The 23,005-nt window shown below is 60.7% G+C and carries 20 protein-coding genes; 15 read left to right on the top strand and 5 right to left on the bottom strand.

Annotated features, from left to right (window positions below):
• Positions 1-15 precede the first annotated feature (15 nt).
• Together PXH66_RS09725 and PXH66_RS09720 are read left to right on the top strand one after the other, a co-directional pair.
• Positions 16-1,257 carry an MFS transporter gene (locus tag PXH66_RS09725; protein WP_330931393.1) on the top strand — a complete coding sequence of 414 codons (1,242 nt, stop codon included), beginning with the start codon at positions 16-18 and terminating at the stop codon, positions 1,255-1,257.
• 68 nt (positions 1,258-1,325) lie between these two features.
• Positions 1,326-2,012, top strand: coding sequence for a site-2 protease family protein (locus PXH66_RS09720; protein WP_330931392.1), 687 nt, complete (start codon positions 1,326-1,328; stop codon positions 2,010-2,012).
• A gap of 23 nt (positions 2,013-2,035) precedes the next feature.
• Here the strand turns inward: PXH66_RS09720 and PXH66_RS09715 are convergent, their stop codons facing one another.
• Positions 2,036-2,386 (bottom strand): Hpt domain-containing protein, encoded by a 351-nt coding sequence (locus PXH66_RS09715; protein ID WP_330931391.1) that lies wholly within the window; start codon positions 2,384-2,386, stop codon positions 2,036-2,038.
• Between the two features lie 193 nt (positions 2,387-2,579).
• Between PXH66_RS09715 and metK the strand changes: the two genes are divergently transcribed.
• Positions 2,580-3,782, top strand: coding sequence for a methionine adenosyltransferase (metK, locus tag PXH66_RS09710; protein ID WP_330931390.1), 1,203 nt, complete (start codon positions 2,580-2,582; stop codon positions 3,780-3,782).
• Between the two features lie 33 nt (positions 3,783-3,815).
• Positions 3,816-5,225: an adenosylhomocysteinase gene (gene ahcY, locus PXH66_RS09705; RefSeq protein ID WP_330931389.1), complete on the top strand. Its 1,410-nt coding sequence runs from the start codon at positions 3,816-3,818 to the stop codon at positions 5,223-5,225.
• Positions 5,226-5,354: 129 nt separating this feature from the next.
• On the opposite strand, the gene PXH66_RS09700 is transcribed toward ahcY, so the two are convergent.
• Complete coding sequence (locus PXH66_RS09700; RefSeq protein ID WP_330931388.1) at positions 5,355-5,903, bottom strand: hypothetical protein; 549 nt, start codon at positions 5,901-5,903, stop codon at positions 5,355-5,357.
• Between the two features lie 177 nt (positions 5,904-6,080).
• On the opposite strand from PXH66_RS09700, the gene PXH66_RS09695 reads away from it, so the two are divergent.
• Positions 6,081-7,799, top strand: coding sequence for an NADPH-dependent assimilatory sulfite reductase hemoprotein subunit (locus tag PXH66_RS09695; RefSeq protein WP_330931387.1), 1,719 nt, complete (start codon positions 6,081-6,083; stop codon positions 7,797-7,799).
• A gap of 281 nt (positions 7,800-8,080) precedes the next feature.
• On the opposite strand, the gene hisF is transcribed toward PXH66_RS09695, so the two are convergent.
• The 3 genes from hisF to rho form a co-directional block, all read right to left on the bottom strand.
• Positions 8,081-8,842 (bottom strand): imidazole glycerol phosphate synthase subunit HisF, encoded by a 762-nt coding sequence (gene hisF / locus PXH66_RS09690; RefSeq protein WP_330931386.1) that lies wholly within the window; start codon positions 8,840-8,842, stop codon positions 8,081-8,083.
• Between the two features lie 79 nt (positions 8,843-8,921).
• The gene (locus tag PXH66_RS09685) at positions 8,922-10,649 is read right to left on the bottom strand and encodes a hypothetical protein (protein WP_330932339.1); all 1,728 of its coding nucleotides are present in this window, start codon (positions 10,647-10,649) and stop codon (positions 8,922-8,924) included.
• A 210-nt stretch (positions 10,650-10,859) separates the two neighbouring features.
• The gene (rho, locus tag PXH66_RS09680) at positions 10,860-12,059 is read right to left on the bottom strand and encodes a transcription termination factor Rho (protein WP_330931384.1); all 1,200 of its coding nucleotides are present in this window, start codon (positions 12,057-12,059) and stop codon (positions 10,860-10,862) included.
• A gap of 141 nt (positions 12,060-12,200) precedes the next feature.
• Between rho and acs the strand changes: the two genes are divergently transcribed.
• From acs to PXH66_RS09630, 10 genes are all read left to right on the top strand, one after another.
• On the top strand, positions 12,201-14,150 hold the full coding sequence (gene acs, locus PXH66_RS09675; RefSeq protein WP_345781751.1) for an acetate--CoA ligase: 1,950 nt from the start codon (positions 12,201-12,203) through the stop codon (positions 14,148-14,150).
• Between the two features lie 95 nt (positions 14,151-14,245).
• A complete protein-coding gene (locus PXH66_RS09670; RefSeq protein WP_330931382.1) occupies positions 14,246-14,800 on the top strand; it encodes a type II secretion system protein GspG in 555 nt (184 codons plus the stop codon).
• Positions 14,801-14,819: 19 nt separating this feature from the next.
• Positions 14,820-15,416, top strand: coding sequence for a type II secretion system protein (locus PXH66_RS09665; RefSeq protein WP_330931381.1), 597 nt, complete (start codon positions 14,820-14,822; stop codon positions 15,414-15,416).
• Positions 15,417-15,420: 4 nt separating this feature from the next.
• Entirely contained in the window at positions 15,421-16,020 is a 600-nt protein-coding gene (locus PXH66_RS09660) for a prepilin-type N-terminal cleavage/methylation domain-containing protein (RefSeq protein WP_330931380.1), read from the top strand.
• Positions 16,017-16,490: a hypothetical protein gene (locus PXH66_RS09655; RefSeq protein WP_330931379.1), complete on the top strand. Its 474-nt coding sequence runs from the start codon at positions 16,017-16,019 to the stop codon at positions 16,488-16,490. The genes PXH66_RS09660 and PXH66_RS09655 overlap by 4 nt, the downstream gene beginning before the upstream one ends.
• Positions 16,487-17,191: a PulJ/GspJ family protein gene (locus PXH66_RS09650; protein ID WP_330931378.1), complete on the top strand. Its 705-nt coding sequence runs from the start codon at positions 16,487-16,489 to the stop codon at positions 17,189-17,191. The genes PXH66_RS09655 and PXH66_RS09650 overlap by 4 nt, the downstream gene beginning before the upstream one ends.
• 29 nt (positions 17,192-17,220) lie before the next feature.
• Positions 17,221-20,088: a hypothetical protein gene (locus tag PXH66_RS09645; protein ID WP_330931377.1), complete on the top strand. Its 2,868-nt coding sequence runs from the start codon at positions 17,221-17,223 to the stop codon at positions 20,086-20,088.
• A gap of 71 nt (positions 20,089-20,159) precedes the next feature.
• On the top strand, positions 20,160-20,891 hold the full coding sequence (locus PXH66_RS09640; protein ID WP_330932338.1) for a hypothetical protein: 732 nt from the start codon (positions 20,160-20,162) through the stop codon (positions 20,889-20,891).
• Positions 20,892-20,901: 10 nt separating this feature from the next.
• Positions 20,902-21,903, top strand: a complete 1,002-nt coding sequence (locus tag PXH66_RS09635) for a Gfo/Idh/MocA family protein (RefSeq protein ID WP_330931375.1) — start codon at positions 20,902-20,904, stop codon at positions 21,901-21,903.
• Between the two features lie 172 nt (positions 21,904-22,075).
• The gene (locus PXH66_RS09630; RefSeq protein ID WP_330931374.1) at positions 22,076-22,945 is read left to right on the top strand and encodes a transglutaminase family protein; all 870 of its coding nucleotides are present in this window, start codon (positions 22,076-22,078) and stop codon (positions 22,943-22,945) included.
• The last annotated feature ends 60 nt before the right edge of the window (positions 22,946-23,005 follow it).

Genomic DNA, 23,005 nt, shown 5'->3' with positions numbered 1-23,005 from the left:
CGTTAGCTCTCGGTCATGCGCGCACTCACGCGAGAAACGTTTGCCGATATTCGAGCCCTGCCGCGCGCGGTGTGGGTGCTCACGGCCGGGCAGTTCATCAATCGGTTCGGGTGTTTTGTTTATCCGTTTCTAACCCTGCACCTCCTTGACCGGGGGTTGCCGGGCGGGCAGGTGGCACTGGTGCTGAGCTCGATGGCGGTGGGCCAGATGGTGTCGCCCTTTGTTAGTGGTTATCTCTCGGATGCGATCGGCCGACGGAACACGATTCTCATATCGCTGATCGGCGGGGCGATTTCCATCGTCATGATTTATTATGGTCAAACCGCGTGGCAGATCGCGATGTTGGCGGCGCTGCATGGGTTTCTGGCGCAACTCTTCGGACCGGCAGCCAATGCTTTATTGAGCGACGTGGTGGCCGAAGAGAAGCGGGTGACGGCCTATGCGGTTTTTCGGCTCGCCCTCAACGCCGGTTACGCGGCGGGACCGGCGATGGCCGGTCTGCTCTACAACCGGGCCCCGGTGCTGATTTTCTGGGGCGATGCCGCGACTTCGTTGGTGTTTGCCGGCCTGGCATTCCGGTGGCTGCCGCACGGCCTGCGGACCATCACCGGACGGGTGACATCGCCTGCCGTGGCGTGGCAAAGCTGGTTGGCGGTGGCGCGGGACGTGGGGTTGAACCGGGCGTTTATGCAGCTGTTACTCAGCAAACTGTTGATGTCACTGGCGTTCATTCAGGTGTTTTACGTCTTGTCGGTGGACGCGACCGCGCGCGGCCTGACCACGGTCCAGTATGGCATGGTGATGGGATTCAACGGTGTGGTCATCATGTGTGTGGAGTTGCCGCTGGTGCAGTGGCTCAAGCGCTTCGCGTCGCGACCCGTGTTGGTGGTGGGTTTCGTGATGGTTGGGATCGGAAGTGCCAGCTTCGCCTGGGCGGAAAGCATGACGGGGTTTCTCCTCGCGATGGGACTGTTCACGGTGGGGGAGATGATCACGCTGCCGATGTGTGCCGCCTATGGAGCGAAGCTCGCTCCCCCGGAATATCGCGGACGATATTTTGGATTCTTCGGGCTCATGTGGGGCTTGGCCGGTTTGGCGGGCGGGACCGGGGTTTGGTTTTACGGGCAACTGGGCCCGATCTGGTGGTGTTGGATCGGGTGCGCCGGGGTGCTCGCCGGCGCGGTGATGGCCTTGCCGGTGGCATTGCGACCCGACGCGCCGGTACTGGTCGAGGCGGCGACAGAGTCCGCGGGGTAAACGGTCCGGCGCGGGCGCGGCGCATTCGGTCTTTGACGACTGCCGTCTGCTGTCGCTAGCGCTCTCTCATGCTGCCCACTCAGAACGGTTCGTTCCGCCTCTTTCGTTTTCTTGGCATCACCGTGTGGCTGCATTGGTCGTGGCTGCTCGTGGCCATCTTCGTGCTGCAAAGTCGTCAAAATTACTATTCCTCGTTGGCGTGGAACGTGGCGGAGTATCTCACCTTGTTTGCGATCGTGTTGATGCATGAATTTGGCCATTCGCTGGCTTGTCGTCAGGTGGGAGGGCAGGCGGATCAAATCGTCATGTGGCCGATGGGCGGGGTCGCTTATGTGTCGCCGCCGTTTCGTCCCGGGGCGCAGTTATGGAGTATCGCGGCCGGACCTTTGGTCAATGTGGCTCTGATCCCGATTTTCTATTTCAGCGCCAGACTGTTGATTCTGTCGGGCGTGGCACCCACGTCTCCGGATTTCTGGGACTGGTTCAGCACGGTGCAGTGGATTAACATCATTCTGCTGTGTTTCAATTTGCTGCCGGTTTACCCGCTTGATGGCGGTCAGATTGTGCGCTCGCTGCTTTGGTTTGGCGTGGGTCCCCGCAAGAGCCTGCTGTGGGCCAGTGGTTTTGGGCTGGTCGGTGCCGCCGCGCTCGGATTTTGGGCGTTTTTACAGGGCAGTTGGTGGCTCGGAATATTGGTGCTCTTTATCGCGAGCAACGGTTGGCGAGCCTTTCAAGCCGCTCGCCGCGCGGGATAGCCCGGTCCGTCGTTTTGGCCGGGTCAAAGCGCCTGAAGCACTCGTTTGGCTTCGAGAAACGCGGCGTCGAGGGCGTCAATCCGAGGGCCCAAACCACGGATGGATTCACGAGAATCCGCTTCGAGATCCTTGGCCAGTCGTCCGAGAATGATCGCGCCGACGTTGGATGAACTCCCCTTGATACTGTGCGCAGCGCGGGTGAACGTCACTTGGTCGTCAGCCGCGAAAGAGGTGCGTAACTCGTTTATCCGCTCAGGCGTATCGCTGACAAAGATCTCTATAACTTCCTTGAGGAAAGAGTCTTCACCGTCGCCATCATCAAGGGCGCGGAGATTTTCAATAGCTTCTTGGTCGATGATCTGGTCGGTGGACATGAGGCGGTCGGAGAGGCAAAAATGAAAAGGGGTGCACGTAGGTTGGAGTTCCGAGCTCCTTCGGCGAGTTTTTTTGTCGCCGGAACCCGCTGAGCTCCGGCGCGTTTAACGAGAACGTATCAATGAATTAGAATATGATGATATTAATCTTGAGAATCCTGGGCGGGACGTCTTGCGTGCGAGGTCCTTAACTATGGCTAATACATTTGTTTTCTCTTCCGAGTCCGTAGGCGAAGGCCACCCCGACAAGGTGTCCGACTTCATCTCCGACAGCGTGTTGGATGCCTGCTTGACGATCGACAAGAACAGTCGCGTGGCTTGCGAGACGCTGGTTAAATCCAACGTCGTGGTGCTCGCCGGTGAAATCACCGTGCCGAATCTCAAGGGCAAATCGCTCGAGTCCGCCATCAATCTCGCGAACATCGTGCGCGAGGCGATTCGTGAAATCGGCTACGTCAACGACGACGACGTTTTCCATGCCGACAAGGTGTTCATTCAAGACATTCTCACCAGCCAGTCCGCCGACATCGGTCAAGGCGTCGACGCTCGTGAAGCGGAAGGCAAGAAGCATGCCGAGCAGGGCGCGGGCGACCAAGGCATCATGTTTGGTTACGCCTGCACTGAGACGCCCGAGCTCATGCCGACCCCGATCATGCTCGCGCATCTGTTGGGTCGTGAACTTTCCGCCGTGCGCAAATCCGGCAAGGCCAAGTGGCTCCGGCCGGACGCGAAGTCGCAGGTCTCCGTGCGCTACGTCGACGGCAAGCCGACCGAAGTCGTAAACGTCGTCATTTCCACGCAACACTCCGCGGACGTGAAGCACGCTGAGATCGAGAAATTTCTCATCAACAAGGTGATCAAAAAGGTCATCCCCAAGAAGCTTCTCTCGAAGAACACCGAGTTTCTCATCAATCCGACCGGCAAGTTCATCATCGGCGGTCCGCAGGGTGACACGGGCCTGACTGGACGTAAGATCATCGTGGATACCTACGGTGGCTGGGGCCGTCACGGCGGTGGTGCATTTTCCGGCAAGGATCCGTCGAAGGTCGACCGTTCCGCCGCCTACATGGCGCGTTGGGTGGCCAAGAACATCGTCGCGGCCGGTCTCGCGCCGATTGCCGAGCTGCAACTGGCCTACGCCATCGGTCACCCGGAGCCTGTTTCGGTCTTCGTCGACACGTTCGACACCGGCACCATTCCCGACTCCGTGATTTCGGAAGCGGTGCGGGAGGTCTTCAGCTTCAAGCCCGCCGCCATCGTCAAGCAGCTCAAACTGCTGCGTCCGATCTACCGCGAGACGACCAACTACGGTCACTTCGGCAAGAGCACCTTGCCGTGGGAGCAGACCAACAAGGTCAAAGCCCTGCAGGCCGCCGCCAAGCGCCTGTCCAAGTAAGCGATTTAACACAACCAACTGAACCAATCCATCATGTCCGAATTTACCGACTACCACGTCAAAGACATCAGCCTCGCCGAGTGGGGCCACAAAGAGATCGCCATCTCCGAGCACGAAATGCCCGGATTGATGTCGGTTCGCAAAAAATTCCCCAACAAGCCGCTGGCCGGCGTCCGCATCATGGGCTCGCTGCACATGACGATCCAGACCGCCGTGCTCATCGAGACGCTCGTCGATCTGGGTGCCACCGTGCGTTGGGCTTCCTGCAACATCTTCTCGACCCAGGATCATGCCGCCGCCGCGATCGCCGACGGTGGAGTGCCGGTTTTCGCCTGGAAGGGTGAGACGCTCGAAGAATACTGGGATTGCACCTGGAAGGCCCTCGTCGGTCCCGATGGTCTCGGCCCGCAAATGGTCGTCGATGACGGCGGCGACGTGACCCTGCTCATCCACAAGGGCTACGAGCTCGAGAACGGTAGTGACTGGGTCAATACGCCCGCCGCTTCCGAAGAAGAGGGTGTCATCAAGGCGCTCCTCAAAAAGGTCCACGCCGAGACGCCGACCATCTTCCACGACATTGCCAAGGAGTGGAAGGGTGTTTCCGAAGAGACCACTACCGGCGTGCACCGTCTCTACGAATTGGCCGAGAAGAACCAGCTCCTGGTTCCGTCCATCAACGTCAATGACTCCGTCACGAAGTCCAAGTTCGACAATCTCTACGGCTGCCGCGAATCCCTCGCGGACGGTCTCAAGCGTGCCACCGACGTCATGATTGCCGGCAAGGTCGCCTGCGTCTGCGGTTACGGTGATGTCGGCAAGGGCTGCGCTCATTCGCTCAAGGCCTTTGGCGCTCGCGTCATCGTCACCGAGATCGATCCGATCAACGCATTGCAGGCCGCCATGGAAGGCTACGAGGTCAACACGATCGAGAGCACGCTCGGCGTCGCCGACATCTACGTCACGACCACCGGCAATAAGGACATCATAACCCTCGATCACATGAAGGGGATGAAGGACCAGGCCATCGTGTGTAACATCGGTCACTTCGACAACGAGATCCAGGTCAGCCAGCTCTACAAGGAGCCGGGCGTCGTCCGCGACACGATCAAGCCGCAATACGACAAGTTCACCTTCGCCGACGGCCACTGCATCTACATGCTCGCCGAAGGTCGTCTCGTGAACCTCGGCTGCGCCACCGGTCACCCGTCATTCGTGATGTCGGCTTCCTTCACCAACCAGGTGTTGGCCCAGCTCGATCTGTGGGCCAACCGCGACACCTACACGCCGACCGTGATGCGCTTGCCGAAGCACCTCGACGAAGAGGTGGCGCGTTTGCACCTCGACCGCATTGGCGCGAAGCTCTCCACGCTCTCCGCCGAACAAGCCGCCTACATCGGTGTGCCGGTCGAAGGACCCTACAAGCCTGACCACTACCGCTACTAAGCCAACCGCTCAGCTCGATCAGTATTTCGAAGCGCCCCATTCGGGGCGCTTTTTGTTTTCGGATATGGCGGTGGACCATGGCCAACGAAGAGCGACCGGCGCGTTCGCCGCATACGAGTTTTTGGGGGCTCAGTTTCCGTTTAAAATGTCGGCGGAGACTCGGTAAACCTCCACGAGCACTGTGCCGCCTTCTCCGCTCGCGGCAATTTCCAAGGTATGGATTCCTTTGGGTCCTGACCACAGTATGACCAAATCGTCAGAGTTTTCTGAAAGCGGGAATGCGCCTACTTTCGCCATGATTGTAGCGAGAGACGTTTTCACCAAACCGGTCTGTTCGCGCCATGCCTTAATCGTCCCCAGATTGTTGCCTTGGTAGTGCAAAGTCGCGCGCGGGTGCAGCGCGGCCGGACGCTCGACGCTCATAATGCTCAGCGATGGCCCGACGATGCGGATGAGCGAAGCGGTGTCTTCTTCGACAACGAAACCAACAGCGGCGGTTTCTTCCTCGGAACCCAGTTCAACTCGCATGGCGAAATTTAAATAATGACCTTGTTCCGATGATTCAGTCATGAGCTCATCGGTAAAACCGGGCGTTTCATCGACTGGCGGATTTTCTGCTTCCTGCGCGGCGACGAATGTCGTCACGAGGAAAGGAAGGGCCATCAGCGCGCTTTTCATGGACCCACTGACGGTGGCTGGTGATTCCAAAATCACAAGCCCGCTGGACGTTCGTCCTCGACGGTGGCGGAGGCGGTCCTTTTTGGTCCTTTTACTGCGGTATCCTTACTAACTTACCTTAATTACTAAATCTTGCTTGAAGCGTGGCCGCTGGCGACGCAAGTTTACCGTTCGCTCATGAGCACTGACACCGACGCACCGAAGCCCCTAGCTGCCAACGAAGGCATCAAAACCGCCTCGAATTTCCTTCGCGGCACGATTGCCGAGGAGTTGAAAGACACCTCTACGGGCGCGATTTCCGAAGATAATCAACAACTTACGAAGTTTCACGGTCTCTATCTCCAGGATGATCGCGATGTGCGGATCGAGCGCCGCCGCGCCAAGTTGGAGAAGGCGTTTTCCTTCATGCTGCGCGTCCGTCTGCCCGGTGGGCGTTGCTCGGCCGCGCAATGGCTGGTGCTCGACAAGCTTGCCGATGAGCAAGCCAATGGCTCGCTGCGTCTCACCACGCGCCAAACATTCCAATTTCACGGCATCCTGAAGGGCAACCTGAAGCCTCTCATCAAGGGCATGCACGCGACGTTGCTCGATTCCATCGCGGCCTGCGGCGACGTGAATCGCAACATCATGGCTCCGGCCAATCCCGAGCGCAGTCCGGCGCATGCGGCGATGTATGACCACGCCAAGAATTTGTCGGATTACGCGCTGCCCAAGACCCGCGCCTATCACGAAATCTGGCTCGATGATGAACTCGTCGCCGGGGGCGAGCCCGAGGTCGAGCCGCTCTACGGTCCCACGTATCTGCCGCGTAAGTTTAAAGTCGGCTTCGCCATCCCGCCGTCCAACGACGTCGACGTCTACTCGCAGGATCTCGGCTACATCGGCATCGTCGAAAACGGCCAACTCGTCGGTTACAACGTCACCATGGGGGGCGGTCTGGGCATGAGCCATGGCAACGAGCAAACGCACCCGCGCCTCGCGGATTTGGTCGGTTTCATTACTTGCGACCAAGTCAACGCGGTCGGTGCCGCCGTCATCGCCACCCAGCGTGATTACGGGGATCGCACCAATCGCAAGCATGCCCGTCTCAAATACACCATCGAAGATCGCGGCATCGACTGGTTCAAAGCCGAGGTGGAAAAGCGTTCGGGCGTCACGTTTGGCCCCGCCCGCGAGTTCGCCTTTACCACCATTCAAGATCCGCACGGCTGGCACGAGTGTGCCGATGGCACGTGGTTCTATGGTTTGCACATTCTCAGCGGTCGCATCAAAGATCGCGACGGTTGGCTCATGAAGACCGCGCTGCGCGAAGTGGCCGAGATTCACACCGGCGATTTCCGCCTTACGCCGACCCAAAACGTGACCATTTCCGGCGTCACGGCCGAAGGTAAAGCCGCCATCGAGGCGATCCTGGCCAAGTATGGCTTGGACAAGGAAAACGAGCGCAGCCCCCTGCGTTTGAATGCGATGTCGTGCGTGGCATTGCCGACCTGCGGCCTCGCTCTCGCGGAGAGTGAACGCGTGTTGCCCGAAGTGATCGAACGTTTCGAAGCGGTGTTGGAGTCGGCCGGTTTGTCCGACGACGCCATCAGTCTGCGGATGACGGGTTGCCCCAATGGCTGCGCTCGCCCGTATCTCGCCGAGATCGGTTTCGTGGGCAAGGCCCCGGGCAAGTATGCGCTCTACATCGGGGCGAAATACAACGGCTCGCGTCTGAACCGTATGATTTCGCCGAAGTGCACCATCGACGAAGCGCTCGAAATGCTTACGCCCATCATCAACCGCTACGCCAAGGAGCGGAGTGAAGGGGAAGAATTCGGCGACTTCTGCGAACGCGTGATTCTGCCGGCCGACGCCACGTTCCATAGCGTGGGCACCGTCGAAGCGACGGCGTAACGACCGTCAGCGCGCTCGTTTTACGGAAGGGAACGAAGAAAACAAAGCTGGCTGAAGTCGGCTTTTTCTCGGCTTGGTCTGAACGTAGGAGCGTGCTTGCGCGCGATGAATCCCGCTCAACTGGGTGCGCTGGCGCGGAGAGAGGCAGGTGTGATCGCGCGAGCACGCTCCTCCGTATTCGAAATGAAACAATGAAACCCCCGGCGGAATTGTCCGGTCAGCTGCGGCTTCGGGTGGTTAAACCAACAGCAGAGGCGTGGTCCGTTGCCTTCTGGGAAAATTTATCGCCGCACCGGCACGTGGTGCGCAGCGAGGTAGTCTTTGACTTGCGGCACGGTCAGTTCGCCAAAGTGGAACAGGCTGGCCGCCAGCGCGGCGCTGGCACCGCCGGCTTCGAGGGCTTCGGCAAAGTGGGGGAGGCTGCCTGCTCCGCCGCTGGCGATGACCGGCACGGTCACGGCATCACTGATCGCGCGCGTGAGCGGCACGTCGTAGCCGGATTTCATGCCGTCGCAATCCATGCTGGTGAGGAGAATTTCACCGGCACCCAATTCCACGGCCCGCTGGGCCCAGGCGACCGCATCAAGCTCGGTCGGGTTGCGACCGCCGTGGGTGTAGACCCGCCACGATTTGCCGTCGGGTTCGCGCTTGGCGTCGATCGCGACCACGATGCATTGGGCGCCGAATCGTTCGGAGGCGGCGCGAATGAGGTCGGGGTTTTTGATTGCCGCGGTGTTGAGCGAAACCTTGTCGGCCCCTGACTTTAACATGGCTTCGATGTCGGCGACCGTGCGCAGACCGCCACCGACGGTCAGCGGCATGAAACACTGTTCGGCCGTGGCGGCCACAACGTCGTGCATGATCGAACGCCCGTCGCTGGAGGCCGTGATGTCGAGGAACACGAGTTCGTCGGCCCCTTGGGCGTCGTAAGCTTTGGCGCACTCGACGGGATCGCCGGCGTCGCGCAGTTCCTGGAATTTAACGCCCTTGACGACGCGACCATTGGTCACGTCGAGACAAGGGATGATCCGACGGGCGAGCATGGATTAAGTAGGAAGTTTGAAGAGAGAAGTAAGAAGGACCCGCAGGTGAGCTGTTTACTTCATACTTCTGACTTCGTCCTTATTCGATTTCCGTGACGTCGGGTTCGAAGCTGACCGCGAGGCGGTAGGTGTTGCCCGGACGCATGATGAGCGGATGGTCGCGTTCAAGCGTCTGCAGGTAGTGCACCTTGCCGTAATTGGTCCGGTAAGTCGCGTCGCTGGTCACGACTTCGGTTTCCTGCCAGACGGCTTGGAAGTCGTCCTTGGTGACGCTGCAGCGGTGGCCTTCGGCACCGAGGGCGAGTGAACCGCCGACGTGGTAAACCGAGTGGGGCGCCGCAATGGCCAGCATGAAACGGAATCGGTCGAGCGAGACCTGTTGCTTCACCTGGTAGGCAAATTCGGCGCTGATCTGCGGGCCGGAGAAGTTCCACTGCACCTTGACCGAACCGAGTCCCTTGAGGATCTCCTGTTCGGTCGTGATCAGCTCGGGTTGGTCGTAGCGGAAGAAAAAGCTGCGACGCAGGCCGAGACCGGTGACGCAGTTTTTGCCGTAAAACGCGGGGATGGTGACCTTGTCGCCGAACGTGAGTTCGGGGATCATGATCGGCGCGTAGACGTTGTTGGGCCAGTCGAAGATACCCGGGCAATGCGGGAAAGGCAGCGAGTCGGCGGTGGTTTTGCCACCGGCTGCGATCAAGGGAATCTGCGCATGGAGGCCGCTGCCGGCATCACGGTAGAGGAAGACGCCTTGTTCCTTGCGGCTGGACTTGTCGAAGATCACGAAGCGACCGGTCGTCTTGGGCGGGTCGATCTTGGCCTGTCCCGTCGGCATGTGGACAGTCTTGGCCAGACGCGACCATTGGCAGAGATAGCGGGCGGCGTCGAAATTGGCGAGACGCGTGGTGTGGGAGGAGTAGGCGGTGCGCTCGGCGTCGCGGACGTCGAGAAAACCGTGCTCTTGATCGAGATACGTCTGGTAGAAGAAGAGGAACAAACGACGCAGCACGTCGTAGTATTTGGCCTTTTGATCGTCGCCGATCCAACCGTCGCGGAGCCCTTGGAGGATGAGGCTGATGCAGTGCATCTGACCGTAGGCGCCGGCCGCGCGACCGAAGGCCCAACCCAAGCCGTCCGAGCGGACGAGATCGGGCATCATCTTGAGGTATTTTTCCGCGTAGGTGCGGAGCGTCGGCAGCTTGCGATCCCGCACGCCGCTGTTGGCGTGGAGTTGCAGCGAGGAGCGGATGAACACGAGGGACATCACGCCGTAGAGATTGAAGTTGCCGCCAATGCCGTCGGTCGCGTCGTCGACGAAGCCGTTCGAGCTGGTGGAGTTGACGCGGTCGACGAAGCGCTCGATCAAGCGCGAGGTCTCGTCTTTTTTGGACAAACCAAAGGAGAAGCGGGCGACGGCTTTGCCGATGTTGAATGCCTGCCAGTGATTGTCGTAGTCCGAGCGGTGGAGCAGGGCTTTGTCGATGCGCTCCTGGGTCTCGGGCACGAGGCGCTCCCAGACGGGATTGCGCTCTTTGGACGGACCAAAGCACAGCAAGCCGAGGGCGGCATAGGCCAAACCGTTTTCGGCGGCGGGCTCCGTGAAAATCTGGGCCGTGATGGTGCGGGCCGCCAAGTCGATGATATCGTGTCCATCGAGGGTGGATTCACCGGTGGCGCGGTAAAACTCTCCCAACGCCAAAGCGACATGGCCCGGCTCGTCGGCGCGGGAAGATTCGCCATCGACGGGACGCAGGGTGCCATCGGGCTGAATTGATTCTAGATTGTGGCCCAAAATGGAACGGGCCATATCGAGGCATTGCTCGGAAAAACTGTGCATACGGAACGGGTTACGGCGTGGGTCCGCGCGGCGCGCCGGCGACGGGCGGAAAGAAAGTTAAGACAGGGTTTTGGAGGACTGCGCAAGAGGTAAAAGACCTGCTTGTGTCAGCCCGGCAAAAAAAACGCCGGACGTGCAGTCCGGCGTTCGAAAAAACAGGTTGGTGCGAGGATTTCCTGATCAACGGGCGATCAGCTTGAGGAATTCCGCGTTGGTCTTGGTTTTGGAGAGGCGGGAGGTCATGGTCTCGGTCGCTTCCTCGATCTTCTGTTGCACGAGGGCACGACGGAAGAAATGGATGCAATCGAGCTCCTCGGGCGTCATCAACAGCTCTTCCTTACGGGTGCCGGACGCCTGAATGTTGATCGCGGGCCAGATGCGCATTTCGGCGCATTTGCGGTCGAGCACGAGGTCGCTGTTGCCGGTGCCTTTGAATTCCTGGAAAATCACGTCGTCCATGCGGCTGCCGGTTTCCACGAGGATGGAGGCCACGATGGTGAGCGAGCCGGCTTCCTCGGTATTGCGGGCCGAGGCGAAGAGTTGGCGGGGTTTTTCCAATGCCCGCACGTCCAGACCGCCGGAGCCCGTGCGACCGGAGTTGCGCTGGGTGTTGTGAGCGCGGGAAAGGCGGGTGAGCGAGTCGAGCAACAGCACGACATCCTTGCCGCATTCGACGAGACGTTTGGCCCGCTCGATCGCCATGTCGGCGATGCGGATGTGGTTTTGCACCTGTTCGTCATTGGAGGAGGCCCAGACTTCGGCATCCACACTGCGTTTGAAATCGGTGACTTCCTCGGGGCGCTCGTCAACGAGCAGGATCATGACGTGACACTCCGGGTGGTTTTCGATCACGCCGAGGGCCATGTCGCGCAGGATGGTCGTCTTGCCGGTGCGGGGCGGGGCGACGATGAGGCCGCGGGTGCCTTTGCCGATGGGGCAAAACAAGTCGACCGCCCGGGTGGTCATGCGACCGTCCTTGGTCTCGAGTTTGAGGCGTTCCTCGGGGGAGAGCGTGGTGAAGTTGAGGAAGTCCCACTGGGCTTTGCGCTCCTCGATCGACATGCCGTCGACCGAATCGATGAACTTCATCTTCGGATTGGGGAAGCGCCCCTCGGCCGGAAACGCCGTGCCTTTGATTTCACTACCTTGGCGCAGCTTGAAGCGACGGATCAGCTCCTTCGGCACGAAAACATCCGACGGACGGCGTTTGCCGTAGCGGGCGAGGTCGAGGAGGACGCCGTTGCCGCCCTTTTGTTTGTCGATGTCGAGAATGCCCGACACTTCCACGAGATTGGAATCCTTCTCGGGAGCTTCGGTTGCAGGTGGATTGTCGTTCGACTCGGGCGGTGCCTCAGCGGCGTTTTCGGTGGATTTTGCCATGTGGGAAAAGGGGGTGGGTGGCCATGAAGATCCTACGAGCGGGGCGCACGCTTGACGCTTGTGACGAGCAACTTGATAAATCGCGGTCCCGGCCAGAGAGCCGTGGCTTTAGTTAATCCCCAAAACCACAACGATCCAAACGTGACGGACCAAACAATTACCTCAGTTTCCCGTGAGAAGCGGGTTTTCGGACCTTCGGCCGAGTTTCAGCGCCAAGCGAATCTTGGCAGCATGGCCGCCTATAAGAGACTCTACCGAGAGTCTGTCAACTCCCCAGAAAAGTTCTGGGACCGCCAAGCGAAGGACTTACTCGTTTGGCGCAAGCCATATACGGATGTCCTTAAGTGGAAGGCACCGCATGCGAAGTGGTTTGGAGGTGGCACCCTCAACGTAGCGGAGAACTGCATCGACCGCCATCTCGGGACGGAGCGCGAAAACAAAGCCGCGCTGATTTTTGAAGGTGAACCGGGCGATGTCCGCACGATCACTTACCGGCAACTGTATTTCGAGGTCTCGCGTCTCGCCAATGTCTTCACCGACTTGGGCGTGGGCAAGGGCGACCGCGTGGCGATCTACATGCCCATGGTGCCCGAAGCGGTGTTCGCCATGTTGGCCTGCGCGCGAGTCGGAGCGATTCACACGGTTGTTTTTGGTGGGTTCAGCGCCGAGTCGCTCAAGGACCGCATCATCGATTGCGGGGCCAAACTCGTCATCACCGCCGATGGCGGCTGGCGTCGGGGCAAAGTCTTTCCGCTCAAGCCCACCGTCGACGAAGCCGTCGCCAAGGCCAAGTGCGTCGAGCACGTGCTCGTGCATCAACGCTGCGGCAACGAGGTCCCCATGCGGGCGAAGCGCGACATCTGGTGGCACGAAGCGACCGCCGAGGTGGCCAACACGCACAAGGCCAAGGCGTTCACCTCCGAACATCCGCTCTTCATTCTCTATACGTCGGGCAGCACTGGCAAACCGAAGGGCGTGCTGCACACCAGCGCGGGTTACCTGCTCGGCTCCAAGCTCTCCTCGAAATACGTTTTCGATCTCAAGGAGAACGATCGCTACTTCTGCACCGCCGATATCGGCTGGATCACGGGCCACAGCTACGTCGTCTACGGCCTGCTTTCCAATGGTGCCACGGTCTTCATGTATGAAGGCGCGCCCAACCAACCCGGCCCCGATCGCTTCTGGGACATGATCGACCGCCACGGCGTGACCATCTTCTACACCGCTCCGACCGCCATTCGGGCGTTCATGAAGTGGGGTGATGAGCACGTCAAAAAACACAGCCTCAAATCGCTCCGTTTGCTCGGTTCCGTCGGGGAACCGATCAATCCCGAGGCCTGGATGTGGTATCACAAAAACATCGGCAAAAAGAAGTGCCCCATTGTCGACACGTGGTGGCAGACCGAAACCGGCTCGATCATGATCACGCCATTGCCCGGCGTGACCGAGTGTAAACCGGGCTCGGCCACGTTCCCGTTTTTCGGTGTTCAACCCAAGGTCGTCGACGATCTCGGTCATGAGGTGCCGCTCGGCTCGGCCGGCAAACTCATCATTGCCCAACCATGGCCGTCCATGCTGCGCACCCTCTGGGGCGACGACAAACGCTTCAAGGAAACCTACTTCAGCGACTTCCCGGGCATCTACTTCACGGGCGATGGCGCGCGGCGTGACGAAGATGGCTACTTCTGGATCGTCGGCCGCATCGACGATGTGCTCAACATCTCCGGTCACCGGCTCGGCACCGCCGAAGTGGAGAGCGCCCTCGTCGCGCACCCCAAGGTCGCCGAAGCCGCCGCGGTCGGTCGTCCCGACGATCTCAAGGGGCAATCCCTGGTGGTCTTCGTCACGGTCAAATCCGGCATCGAAGTTTCGGACGAATTGAAGGCCGAACTGCGCAACCACGTGGGCAAGGAGATTGGCGCGATCGCCAAGCCCGACGAGGTGCGCTTCGCCGCCGCGTTGCCCAAGACCCGCTCGGGTAAGATCATGCGCCGCATCCTCAAGCAGATCGCCGCCGGTCAACTGGTCAAAGGCGATACCACGACGCTGGAAGACTTCTCCGTCGTCGCCGCGCTCCAAGCCGAGGACTGATCGTTGGAGACCACGAAATACACGAAAATGAATTCACGGTCCGGCCGTGTTCGGCCTGTCGTGTAGTATTATCCGCACGACGCAAACGGAACTCGATGATTCTCCCGCCTCATCCTTTTCGTGTCGTTCGTGTATTTCGTGGTTCATCTCTCCGTTCAGGTTTCACGCTGATTGAGCTGCTCGTCGTCATCACCATCATTGCGGTGCTGGCGGCGATCACGCTCGGTATATCCCGCGGGGCGAGCGAACGCGCGGCAACGGATCGCGCTCGCGCCGAACTCGCGGTGTTGTCCACCGCGCTGGAGGAATATCGGCGCGTGTTTCATGACTACCCGCAGCAAGCGGGCGGCGCGGTGCTGCTGGCCGCCCTGGCGGGACGCGCCGGCCCGACGGGAAGCCCACTGCAACGTGCACCACTGGTCGCCCTCGAAGGGTTTACCTTGGAGAATCATAATCCATTTTTGGCGGGCAACGTGCTGCTCGACCCGTGGAATCAGCCTTATGTTTATTCGCCTTACCTCGCTGGCCCGCGTCGCGGTTTTCGCCTTTATTCCGTCGGCCCGGACGGAAACGACCATCCGCCGACCAGCACAGGCATGATCGACTACGACGCCGCCGCCAACCTGGATAACGTCTACGCCCACCGCTAACCGTCCCCGCACTTCCGTCATGCGTTTTCGCCGTTCTCCGTCTGCCGCCTTCACGCTGATTGAGTTGCTTACGGTGATCGCGATTCTGGGCATCCTCGCCGCGATTATTATTCCGACAGTGAGCAGCGCCCGCAACGCGGCCCATCGGGCCAAGACCAAAGCGCAGTTCAGTCAATGGGCCGCCGCGATGGAATTGTTTCGGCAGGAGTATGGGTTTTATCCCGACATTGCCGTCGCGGGCAAAGTCGATCCCGACCGTTTCGCGTCGGAGTTGACCGGGCGTTCGTTGACGGGAGCCGCGGTGACCGGGAGCACGGCGAATCGCAAGGGTCTCAGTTTTTATGCCCTTTCCGCCGACGACCTCGATGTCGACGGCACGCACCTGGTCGACGCCTTTGGCAACTCCGACATTGGTGTGCGTATCGACACCAACCGCGACGGTATCATCAACGCGAGCGACACCGGCAGTTGGGTGAGTGTCGTCGGGGCCGACGGCGTTTTCAGTCCCATGGCGGCCGACGAAGCGATTCCAACCAGCGGCGTGCGTGCGCGCGTCGTTTTTTACTCTGCCGGACAAGGCCGCGATGCCAACGACCTCGTGCTGAGCTGGCGCTGATCCCATGCTGCCATCGTCGCGATCACGGACTGGGTTTACTCTCATCGAGCTGTTGGTGGTTATTGGTGTGATTGCCGTCATCGCCAGCATCGTGGGCGTGGGTCTCAGCGGGGGCAGCGAGGGTGCCGCTCTCACGTCCGCTCGCGAAATCATGCAGGCGCAACTCACGGCTGCACGGTCTCAAGCCGCGCTGCGCGGTTATCCCGGTGCGGTCGTTATCGTCGCCGATACCGACGATCCGGATCGCTACCTGCGCCATGTCGCCGTGGCAGTGGTGGACGCCAGTGGGACATTTACCGTGCTGCATGATGGCGCCAATCTGCCCGGTGAGGTGCGCGTGCGCGAACCCGGCGATGGCAGCACGTTGCTGGCTGGTCCGCAGCTCGTGGCGGTGGATCCCGGCGCCGTGGCCATCCCGTGTTATTTGGTCTCGTTTGATCCCCACGGCGGACTCACCGGAGCAGGGGGCGGTGAAATTTGGTTGGCGGTGGCCCAACGTCGGGCGGACGGTGTGATCTTCCCGCCCGAGGCACCCGCCGTGGGTTTGGCCATCAGTCGCTACGGTGCGGTGGTGGCATTCGAGGAAGGGGACGCGAACGAATGAACCACGTGCGCGGAGCGGGATTTTCGCTCGTCGAAGTCGTGGTCGCAGTCGGGGTTTTCGTCGCCGGGGTGGTGGGCGCAATCGCGCTCTTGTCCACCACCACCGAATCGGCCGGTGCGACCCGCCAAGCGATGGCGGCGACCCGGGTGGGGGAGTCAGCCACCGCCATCCTGCGCACCCTGAGTTGGACGCAGGCGCAAGCATGGCTGGCGGAAAACGATCCCCCTGTCATCTACGCGACACGTTCGGGTGACCACATCGGATGGCGGGACCCCGTGGATTTGGCCGACGCGTTTTTCGAGCTCACGCTGTCCCGCAATACCGACCTTTCGCCGGTCGCGAACGACGACACCGCGGGGTTTTTGGCCATGCGACTCACACTGACCTGGCCGGTGCGCCAGACCGAAGGTGATCTTGTCCCGCTCGCCAACCGTGAAATGCTCACCTTCAACACGGCGGTGCGGCGATGAAACGATGCCTGCGCCACGCCGCCTTCACGCTGGTGGAAATTGTTGTGGCGGTGGGTATCACGGCCGTATTGGCCGCGCTGTCACTGACGATCGTGACCCATACGCTCGGCATTTGGGAAAAATCGGCCAGTGCGCTCACGATGGAAAATCGCGCCCAGCTCGTGATGGATCGCCTCGTCGTCGATTGGGAAAGTGCGGTGGTGCGCCGCGACGGCGGCGAGTGGATTCGGTGGGAAGGGACCAACCACGCGGTGACGGAGTTGCGGCTATTTACCAACACGCGGACGACCTCCGGCGATGCCGCTGAGCCTCACACGATTCGTGAAGTGGTTTACGTGACTTCGAGCGGCGCTGACGGACGCAAACTCTACCGTTGGGAAGGAACGGCGAGCGCCGCGCTGACCAGCGGCTATGCCTTTTCCGATCCCGTCGCTGTGACCAGTATCGAGTTTTTGATTACGGAAGGCCTCATGGAGCTCACGCTGGAGTGGTTTGACGAAGACGGCGTGGTCATCGACACGCCCACGCCCGCCAATTGGCCCGCGCTGACCAAAATTTCCGTCACATTGATCAGTGAGCTCGGGGCCCAAAGACTGGCCGCGGTGGCAAACGGAGACTCCGCGGAACCAATCGACGACATCCAACGAGACACCACCCAAACCTACACCCGTTGGGTGAACTTTCCGGGGAGGCCATGGTGAACCGAGGTAATCGAGATACCGAACGGGGGATGGCACTGCTCCTGGTGGTCTCATTGCTCGCGCTGGTGACTCTACTTGTGGTGAGCCTGGCCGTCCTGACCCGCGTGGAAACTCAGATCAGTTCGACGGTGACTGCCCGCGCCCAGGCCCGCCAAAACGCGCTCTTGGCACTGGATGTGGCGGTCGGCCGATTGCAGATGCTCGTCGGTCCGGATCAACGCGTGACGGGAACGGCCCAACTGCTCGGTGCGACCGGCAACCCGCATTGGACAGGCGTTTGGCGGACGGATTTCGCCGGAAATATTCCGGAGGGCTGGTTGGTCAGTGGGGGCGGGGCCGATCCGGCGTCGGCTCCCACGGGCGATCGGCGGGAAACTTTGCTGGTGGGAGCTTTTACGACGGCAGCGGGGGAGAACGGAGCCGTGACGGTTCCGGTGGAATTGCTCACCGACACCAATGTCCTGGGTTATGCGGGAGAGCGGGTAACCGGCGCTTTCGGATATTTCGTATCGGATGAAGGCGTCAAAGCGACGCTGAGTGCGAATCGTGCCCCTGGCTACGATCCCGATTCCCCGGTGTCGCAACGCGCGCCATTGATGGGAGGAACGTATGCCGTCGGTTTTGACGATGTAGTCGGCTTTGATGTCACGGCCTCGGCGGTGCAGTCCGCGTTGGCGACGGTGGAGACTGCCAATCAGTTTGTGAGCTTGAGCGAAGCCATCGACGCCGCCGCCGGGCGCGCGCATGGGCATGATTACACCGCCGGAAGTCGCGGGGTTTTGGTGGATTCGCCGCGGGGACGGCTGAAGTCCGATCTATCGACCGACGGAGCGACGGCCATTCCCGGACTGAATGCATTCACGGATTTGATGACCGAGACGCGTCGGAATGCGTTGAGCCCGGTGTATCCCATTCGTGCCGGATCGCTGACGGGTGGGGCGCTCACCGACGTGATCGCGCCCATCATCACGCAAGTCGGGCTCCAGTTTAGCGTGCACACCATCAGTGCCACGTCCCGCACGCTGGAGACACGACTGCGATTTTTCGTTGAGTTGGCCAACCCGTTCAGTTCGGCCTTGGAGGCGGAGCCTTTGCTGCTGGTCGTGTCGGGTTTGCCGGGGAATATCGGCATCGAGTCTCAAACCCGTGGCACGACCGAAAACCACGGCGGCGCGACGATCAACCTGGAGGATCTGTATGCGCTTCATACCGCGAGTGACGGTTCGCCTGCGATTGAGTTCGATTTGCCCTTTGATGAACCCACGTGGGCCCCGGGGCGCGTGATCACGTGGCGTAACCAGTCGGGTGATACGCGCGGAGAAGCGGCCAACCGGGAACTCGTGTTCGATGCGAGCACGCGCACCAGTTACTGGGAAGAGCGCCCCGGCGTGGCGCTGGATGGTCCCGACGCGCTGCATTCGGGATCGCCTTTGAACAGTGAACTCCGGTTCACTGGTGCAGATGATTGGGAGATTCGCCTGGAATTGCAGCGTCAAAACGGCGCGATCCTGGCCACGCACACGCTGCCATTGTTTTACGCTGTCGATACCGCGTGGTTGGATGCGAATTCCACAATTCCGGACTTTGGCATGCTGGCGCAATTGGTCGACCGCAGCGGCAATCAGGATGACGAAGGAGCATCGTCGTGGATCGTGCAGGGCTTGCCGGGCGACTTACGGCGGCGGGATTTTGATGAAACGTATTGGACCACAAACGACCCGGAATCCGCCTCCTACAACACCGCTTTCAGTGGCCCCAACTCGGCGGTAGAAGCGCGCCAGTTGTTCAATCGTGATCCGGTGGATCGAGACTATCTGAGCTACTATCAGCCGAGTTATAATAGCGATGTCGCGCTCTACGAACTGCCGCGCCAACCGTGGCAATCGGTGGGGAGTCTGCAGCACCTGGCCTTCACTTCCGGCCCAACCTACAACGTCGGCAACAGTTGGAGTGAGCACAACGACTGGTTTGATCGTTTTCTGTTCTCCGGCGAATTGCCGCTGAGTTCCGATACGCCGCCGTCGCACTTGGAGCCGATCGTGAGGGCGCCGGTCGCCGATGTCACCGCCGCCGGTTGGTGGGCACGAGATCAGTTCAATCTGAACAGCACGAACGCCGCAGCATGGACGGCGGTGCTGTTGGGGCTGGCCAGCGGGGGGCTCGACTACCGATTCGATTTCACCACGCATGACCATGCAACGGGAGCGATTGCAGGGGTGGACGACCAAACGATGCGACGTCCCGTGGGGCGCTTCTCCCAGTCGGTGGGAGAAATGTGGGACGTCTCGGTGCATCCGGAGAACTTTCAGGCGCCGTTGCGGCAATATCGGCGGGGTGCCCGGGCGCTTTCGGTGGCGCAGGTGAGGGGGCTTGCCGCGGAAATCGCGAGCAATGTGCAACGACGCGGCCTGACGGCGGGACCGTTTCGCAGCGTCGAGGAGTTTCTGGCACCTGGCGCGGCGTTGTTCGGTGGACTCAACCTGATTGAGTATTCAATCGAACAATACGATGCGTCCGTGCCGGAGTCCGGGCGAATTAATTGGGATCAGTATTTCCCGGATACGCCGATGAAAATCGATGCGGCGGCCCCTGCATTTGTCACGTCCGCGGATGTGATGACGGCGTTGGCTCCGATGGTGAACGTGCGTTCCGATACGTTTGTGGTGCGGACTTACGGTGAAGTGGTGACTCCGACCACCGTCGCCGACTTCGCGTCATCCACACCGGTCGCGCGCGCCTGGTTGGAAGCCGTCGTGCAGCGTTTTCCGGATGGTGTGGATACCGATGATTTCACGAGCGGCGAAACGTCTCCCTGGACGCAAATGATCGCTGATCCCAAGTGGGGTCGACGTTGCCGGGTGCTGTCCGTTCGCTGGTTAAACGAGGACGAATTATGAAAAACAAGGCAACTCAAGGTAGGGCGTGCTCGCCGAGCGCGCCGCAGCGCGTAGCGGACGCGGACGGCTCGGTGATCCGACCCTACCTGATTGTCCTGCTGTGCTCGCTACTGTGGACCGCAAATCTCGTGGCGCAGGAGACGCGCGCGCCGTTGCTCAAGTTCGACTTCACCGTGATGGCAACCGATCGATTGCGCTATGTGGCCTACGTGCAGCTCAAGCCCGAAGCTCGCGCCAAACCCCGACCCACGGCGGCGGATTTCGATATCATCCCACTGCGAGTCAACTCCCAAGGGCGCAGCAGTCTTTATCACTACGAAGGCCCGCCGCCGTTGCGATTTGTAACCACGAGAGGGAAGGGCGAGGCGTTGGCGGTCGATCGCGTGGTCGCGTCGATGACGGGACCAGCCTCGACCGAACGCACTCTCGTTATACTGGTGCCAGCGGAGGAGGGCGCGTTTGGTTTGCTAGCAATCGACGACGGCAAGTCCGCGTTTCCAGCGGGACACGCGCGTTTGCTGAATCTGTCGGGGTTACCTGTCAGCGGCACATTGGATGACTATCGTTTTGAACTTCCACCTGCGCCGCGCGCTAGTGCCCCGCGACGGCTGGGCGGCAGTGTTCGGGTCGGCGTGGCTTATCAACGCCAGAGCCGGCCGGTGGCGGTTTTCGACCAGTCGTTATCGGTGAGCGAAAATGAGCGGCTGTTGCTCGTCTTTCTGGCTCCCTTTCGTGATGGTGCGGATCTGCGCACGCGGGTGGTGAGAGATCAGGTCCGCGTGCCTTTGCCCGAAACCCCTTAATCTTCCCAACATGTCCGCTTCCACTTCATCCTACCCATCCGCAAAGCTCCGCTGGGGCGTGCTCGGCACGGGCAACATTGCCGGCCAGTTTGTCGATCAATTGCAGGCGCACGATTTGAATATCGTGGCGGCCGCGAGTCGCTCCGCCGCGAAAGCTGCTGAATTTACCGCCGCTAAAAACATCGCCCGGTCCCACGGTTCCTATGAGGCCTTGCTGGCCGATCCGGAGGTCGACGTCGTTTACATATCCCTGCCCAACCAACTGCACGCGGAGTGGAGCATCAAGTGTGCGCAGGCGGGCAAACACATCCTGTGCGAAAAGCCGGTGGCTCTGGATGCGGCGGAACTCGAAACCGTGCTGACGGCGGTGCGCGCCGCCGATGTGTTTTTCATGGAAGGCTTCATGTATCGTTTCCATCCGCAGTGGGATCTGGTCCATCAGCTCATCGCCGACGGGCGGATCGGCGAGGTGCGTTCGTTGCACACGTCGTTTTCCTACAACATGGGCGTCAACTTGGAGAACATTCGCCAGTCGCGCGAGGCGGCGGGCGGCGGGCTCATGGATGTGGGGTGCTACTGTTTGTCCTGCATGCGCCAGCTCGTGGGCACCGAGCCGGTCGATGCGCATGCCGTGGGGCACATCGGAGCTGAAAGTGAAGTGGATGAATGGGCCGCCGGGACGCTCAAATTTGCGAACGGGGTCGTGGCGACTTTCCACACCGCCACAAGGGTCGGCGAACCGACGCTGGCCGCCATCTACGGGGACAAAGGATTTATCGAAGTGCCCAAACCCTGGCACCCCGATGCCAGCGCCGCCACCGTGCGCGTGGTGTGCGGAGACGACGAGGAAACGCTCACGGCAGGCGATGGTCTCGCGTTGTTCGCGCGCGAAGCGCTCGAAGTCGAGCAACACCTGGCCGCCCGACAGGCGCCCAAGATGACGTGGGCCAACAGTCTCGCCCAGGCCGCGCTGTTGGCGAAATTGCGGAAAAGCATCGGGTTGAGTTTTTAGGGTGATCGGCCGCGGTTTCACCGGGCCATGCCTTTGCGGACCGGGTGGAACCGGTCCCTCCGTCAGCGGTCCGCGCCTGTTTCCGGTCTGCGAGTCGGGTCCGCGGTTCAGGATGAATTAAGTTGCGCGCTGCGCCGCTCGATATGCTTAGCTCGCATCCCGGTTAAACGCCATGACACCACTCCTCATCCGCCACACCACGCATTACGCCTATTCGAGCCCCGTTGCGCTCGGACGACACCGCTTGCTGCTGCGACCGCGGGTGGGGCACGACATTCGTATCAACAGCTCCAGTCTCACCATCTCGCCTCAGCCGACCAAAATCACGTGGGCGCGCGACGTGGACAGCAACTCGGTGGCCTATGTGACCTTCGGCCCGGAACTGGCCACGGAACTCCGCATTGAAAGCCAGGTGCACGTGGAGCACTACGACGACAAGCCGCTCGACTTCCTGGTGGAGGACCGCGCCGTGATGTATCCTTTCGTGTTTACCGCCGCCGAACGGGTGGAGTTGTCGCCGTATCTCGTGCCGGTGTTCAATGCCGACCAAACCACCGTGGGCACCTGGGTGGAAGAATTTCTCACGCCCGGCAATACGATCGAGACCTATGTGCTGCTCGACCTGATTAACCGCGCGATCGCCACGACCTTCACGTATCGGGCCCGCGAGGAACCCGGCGTGCAACGCCCGGGCGAGACCTTGGAGAAACGCTCCGGCTCTTGCCGCGACTTTGCGACGCTCATGATCGAAGCCTGTCGCCACCTCGGCTTGCCGGCGCGCTTTGTGAGCGGTTACGCCTCGACCGAGGATATTCCCGCGGCGATGGGAGCCACCCACGCCTGGACGGAAGTCTTTCTGCCGGGCGCCGGATGGAAAGGTTTCGACAGCACCAGCGGCACGGTGACCGGCACCAACCACATCGCCGTGGCGGTGGGGCGCAATCCGGAGTCGTTTCCGCCCGTATCAGGATCGTTCGCCGCGGACGACGATAACGTGAGTTCAAAATTGAAAGTCGACGTCAGCGTCACCCGGGATCGGTGATCTGGCCTGAGTCGTCGTCGGAGTGGTATGGGACGGATATGGATTGACGGGTGGGGCAAA

Source organism: Synoicihabitans lomoniglobus (assembly GCF_029023725.1).
Taxonomy (GTDB): Bacteria; Verrucomicrobiota; Verrucomicrobiia; order Opitutales; family Opitutaceae; genus Actomonas; species Actomonas lomonigloba.
The sequence above is the reverse complement of the archived record's forward strand: the minus strand, read 5'-3'. Positions and strand labels throughout refer to the sequence as shown.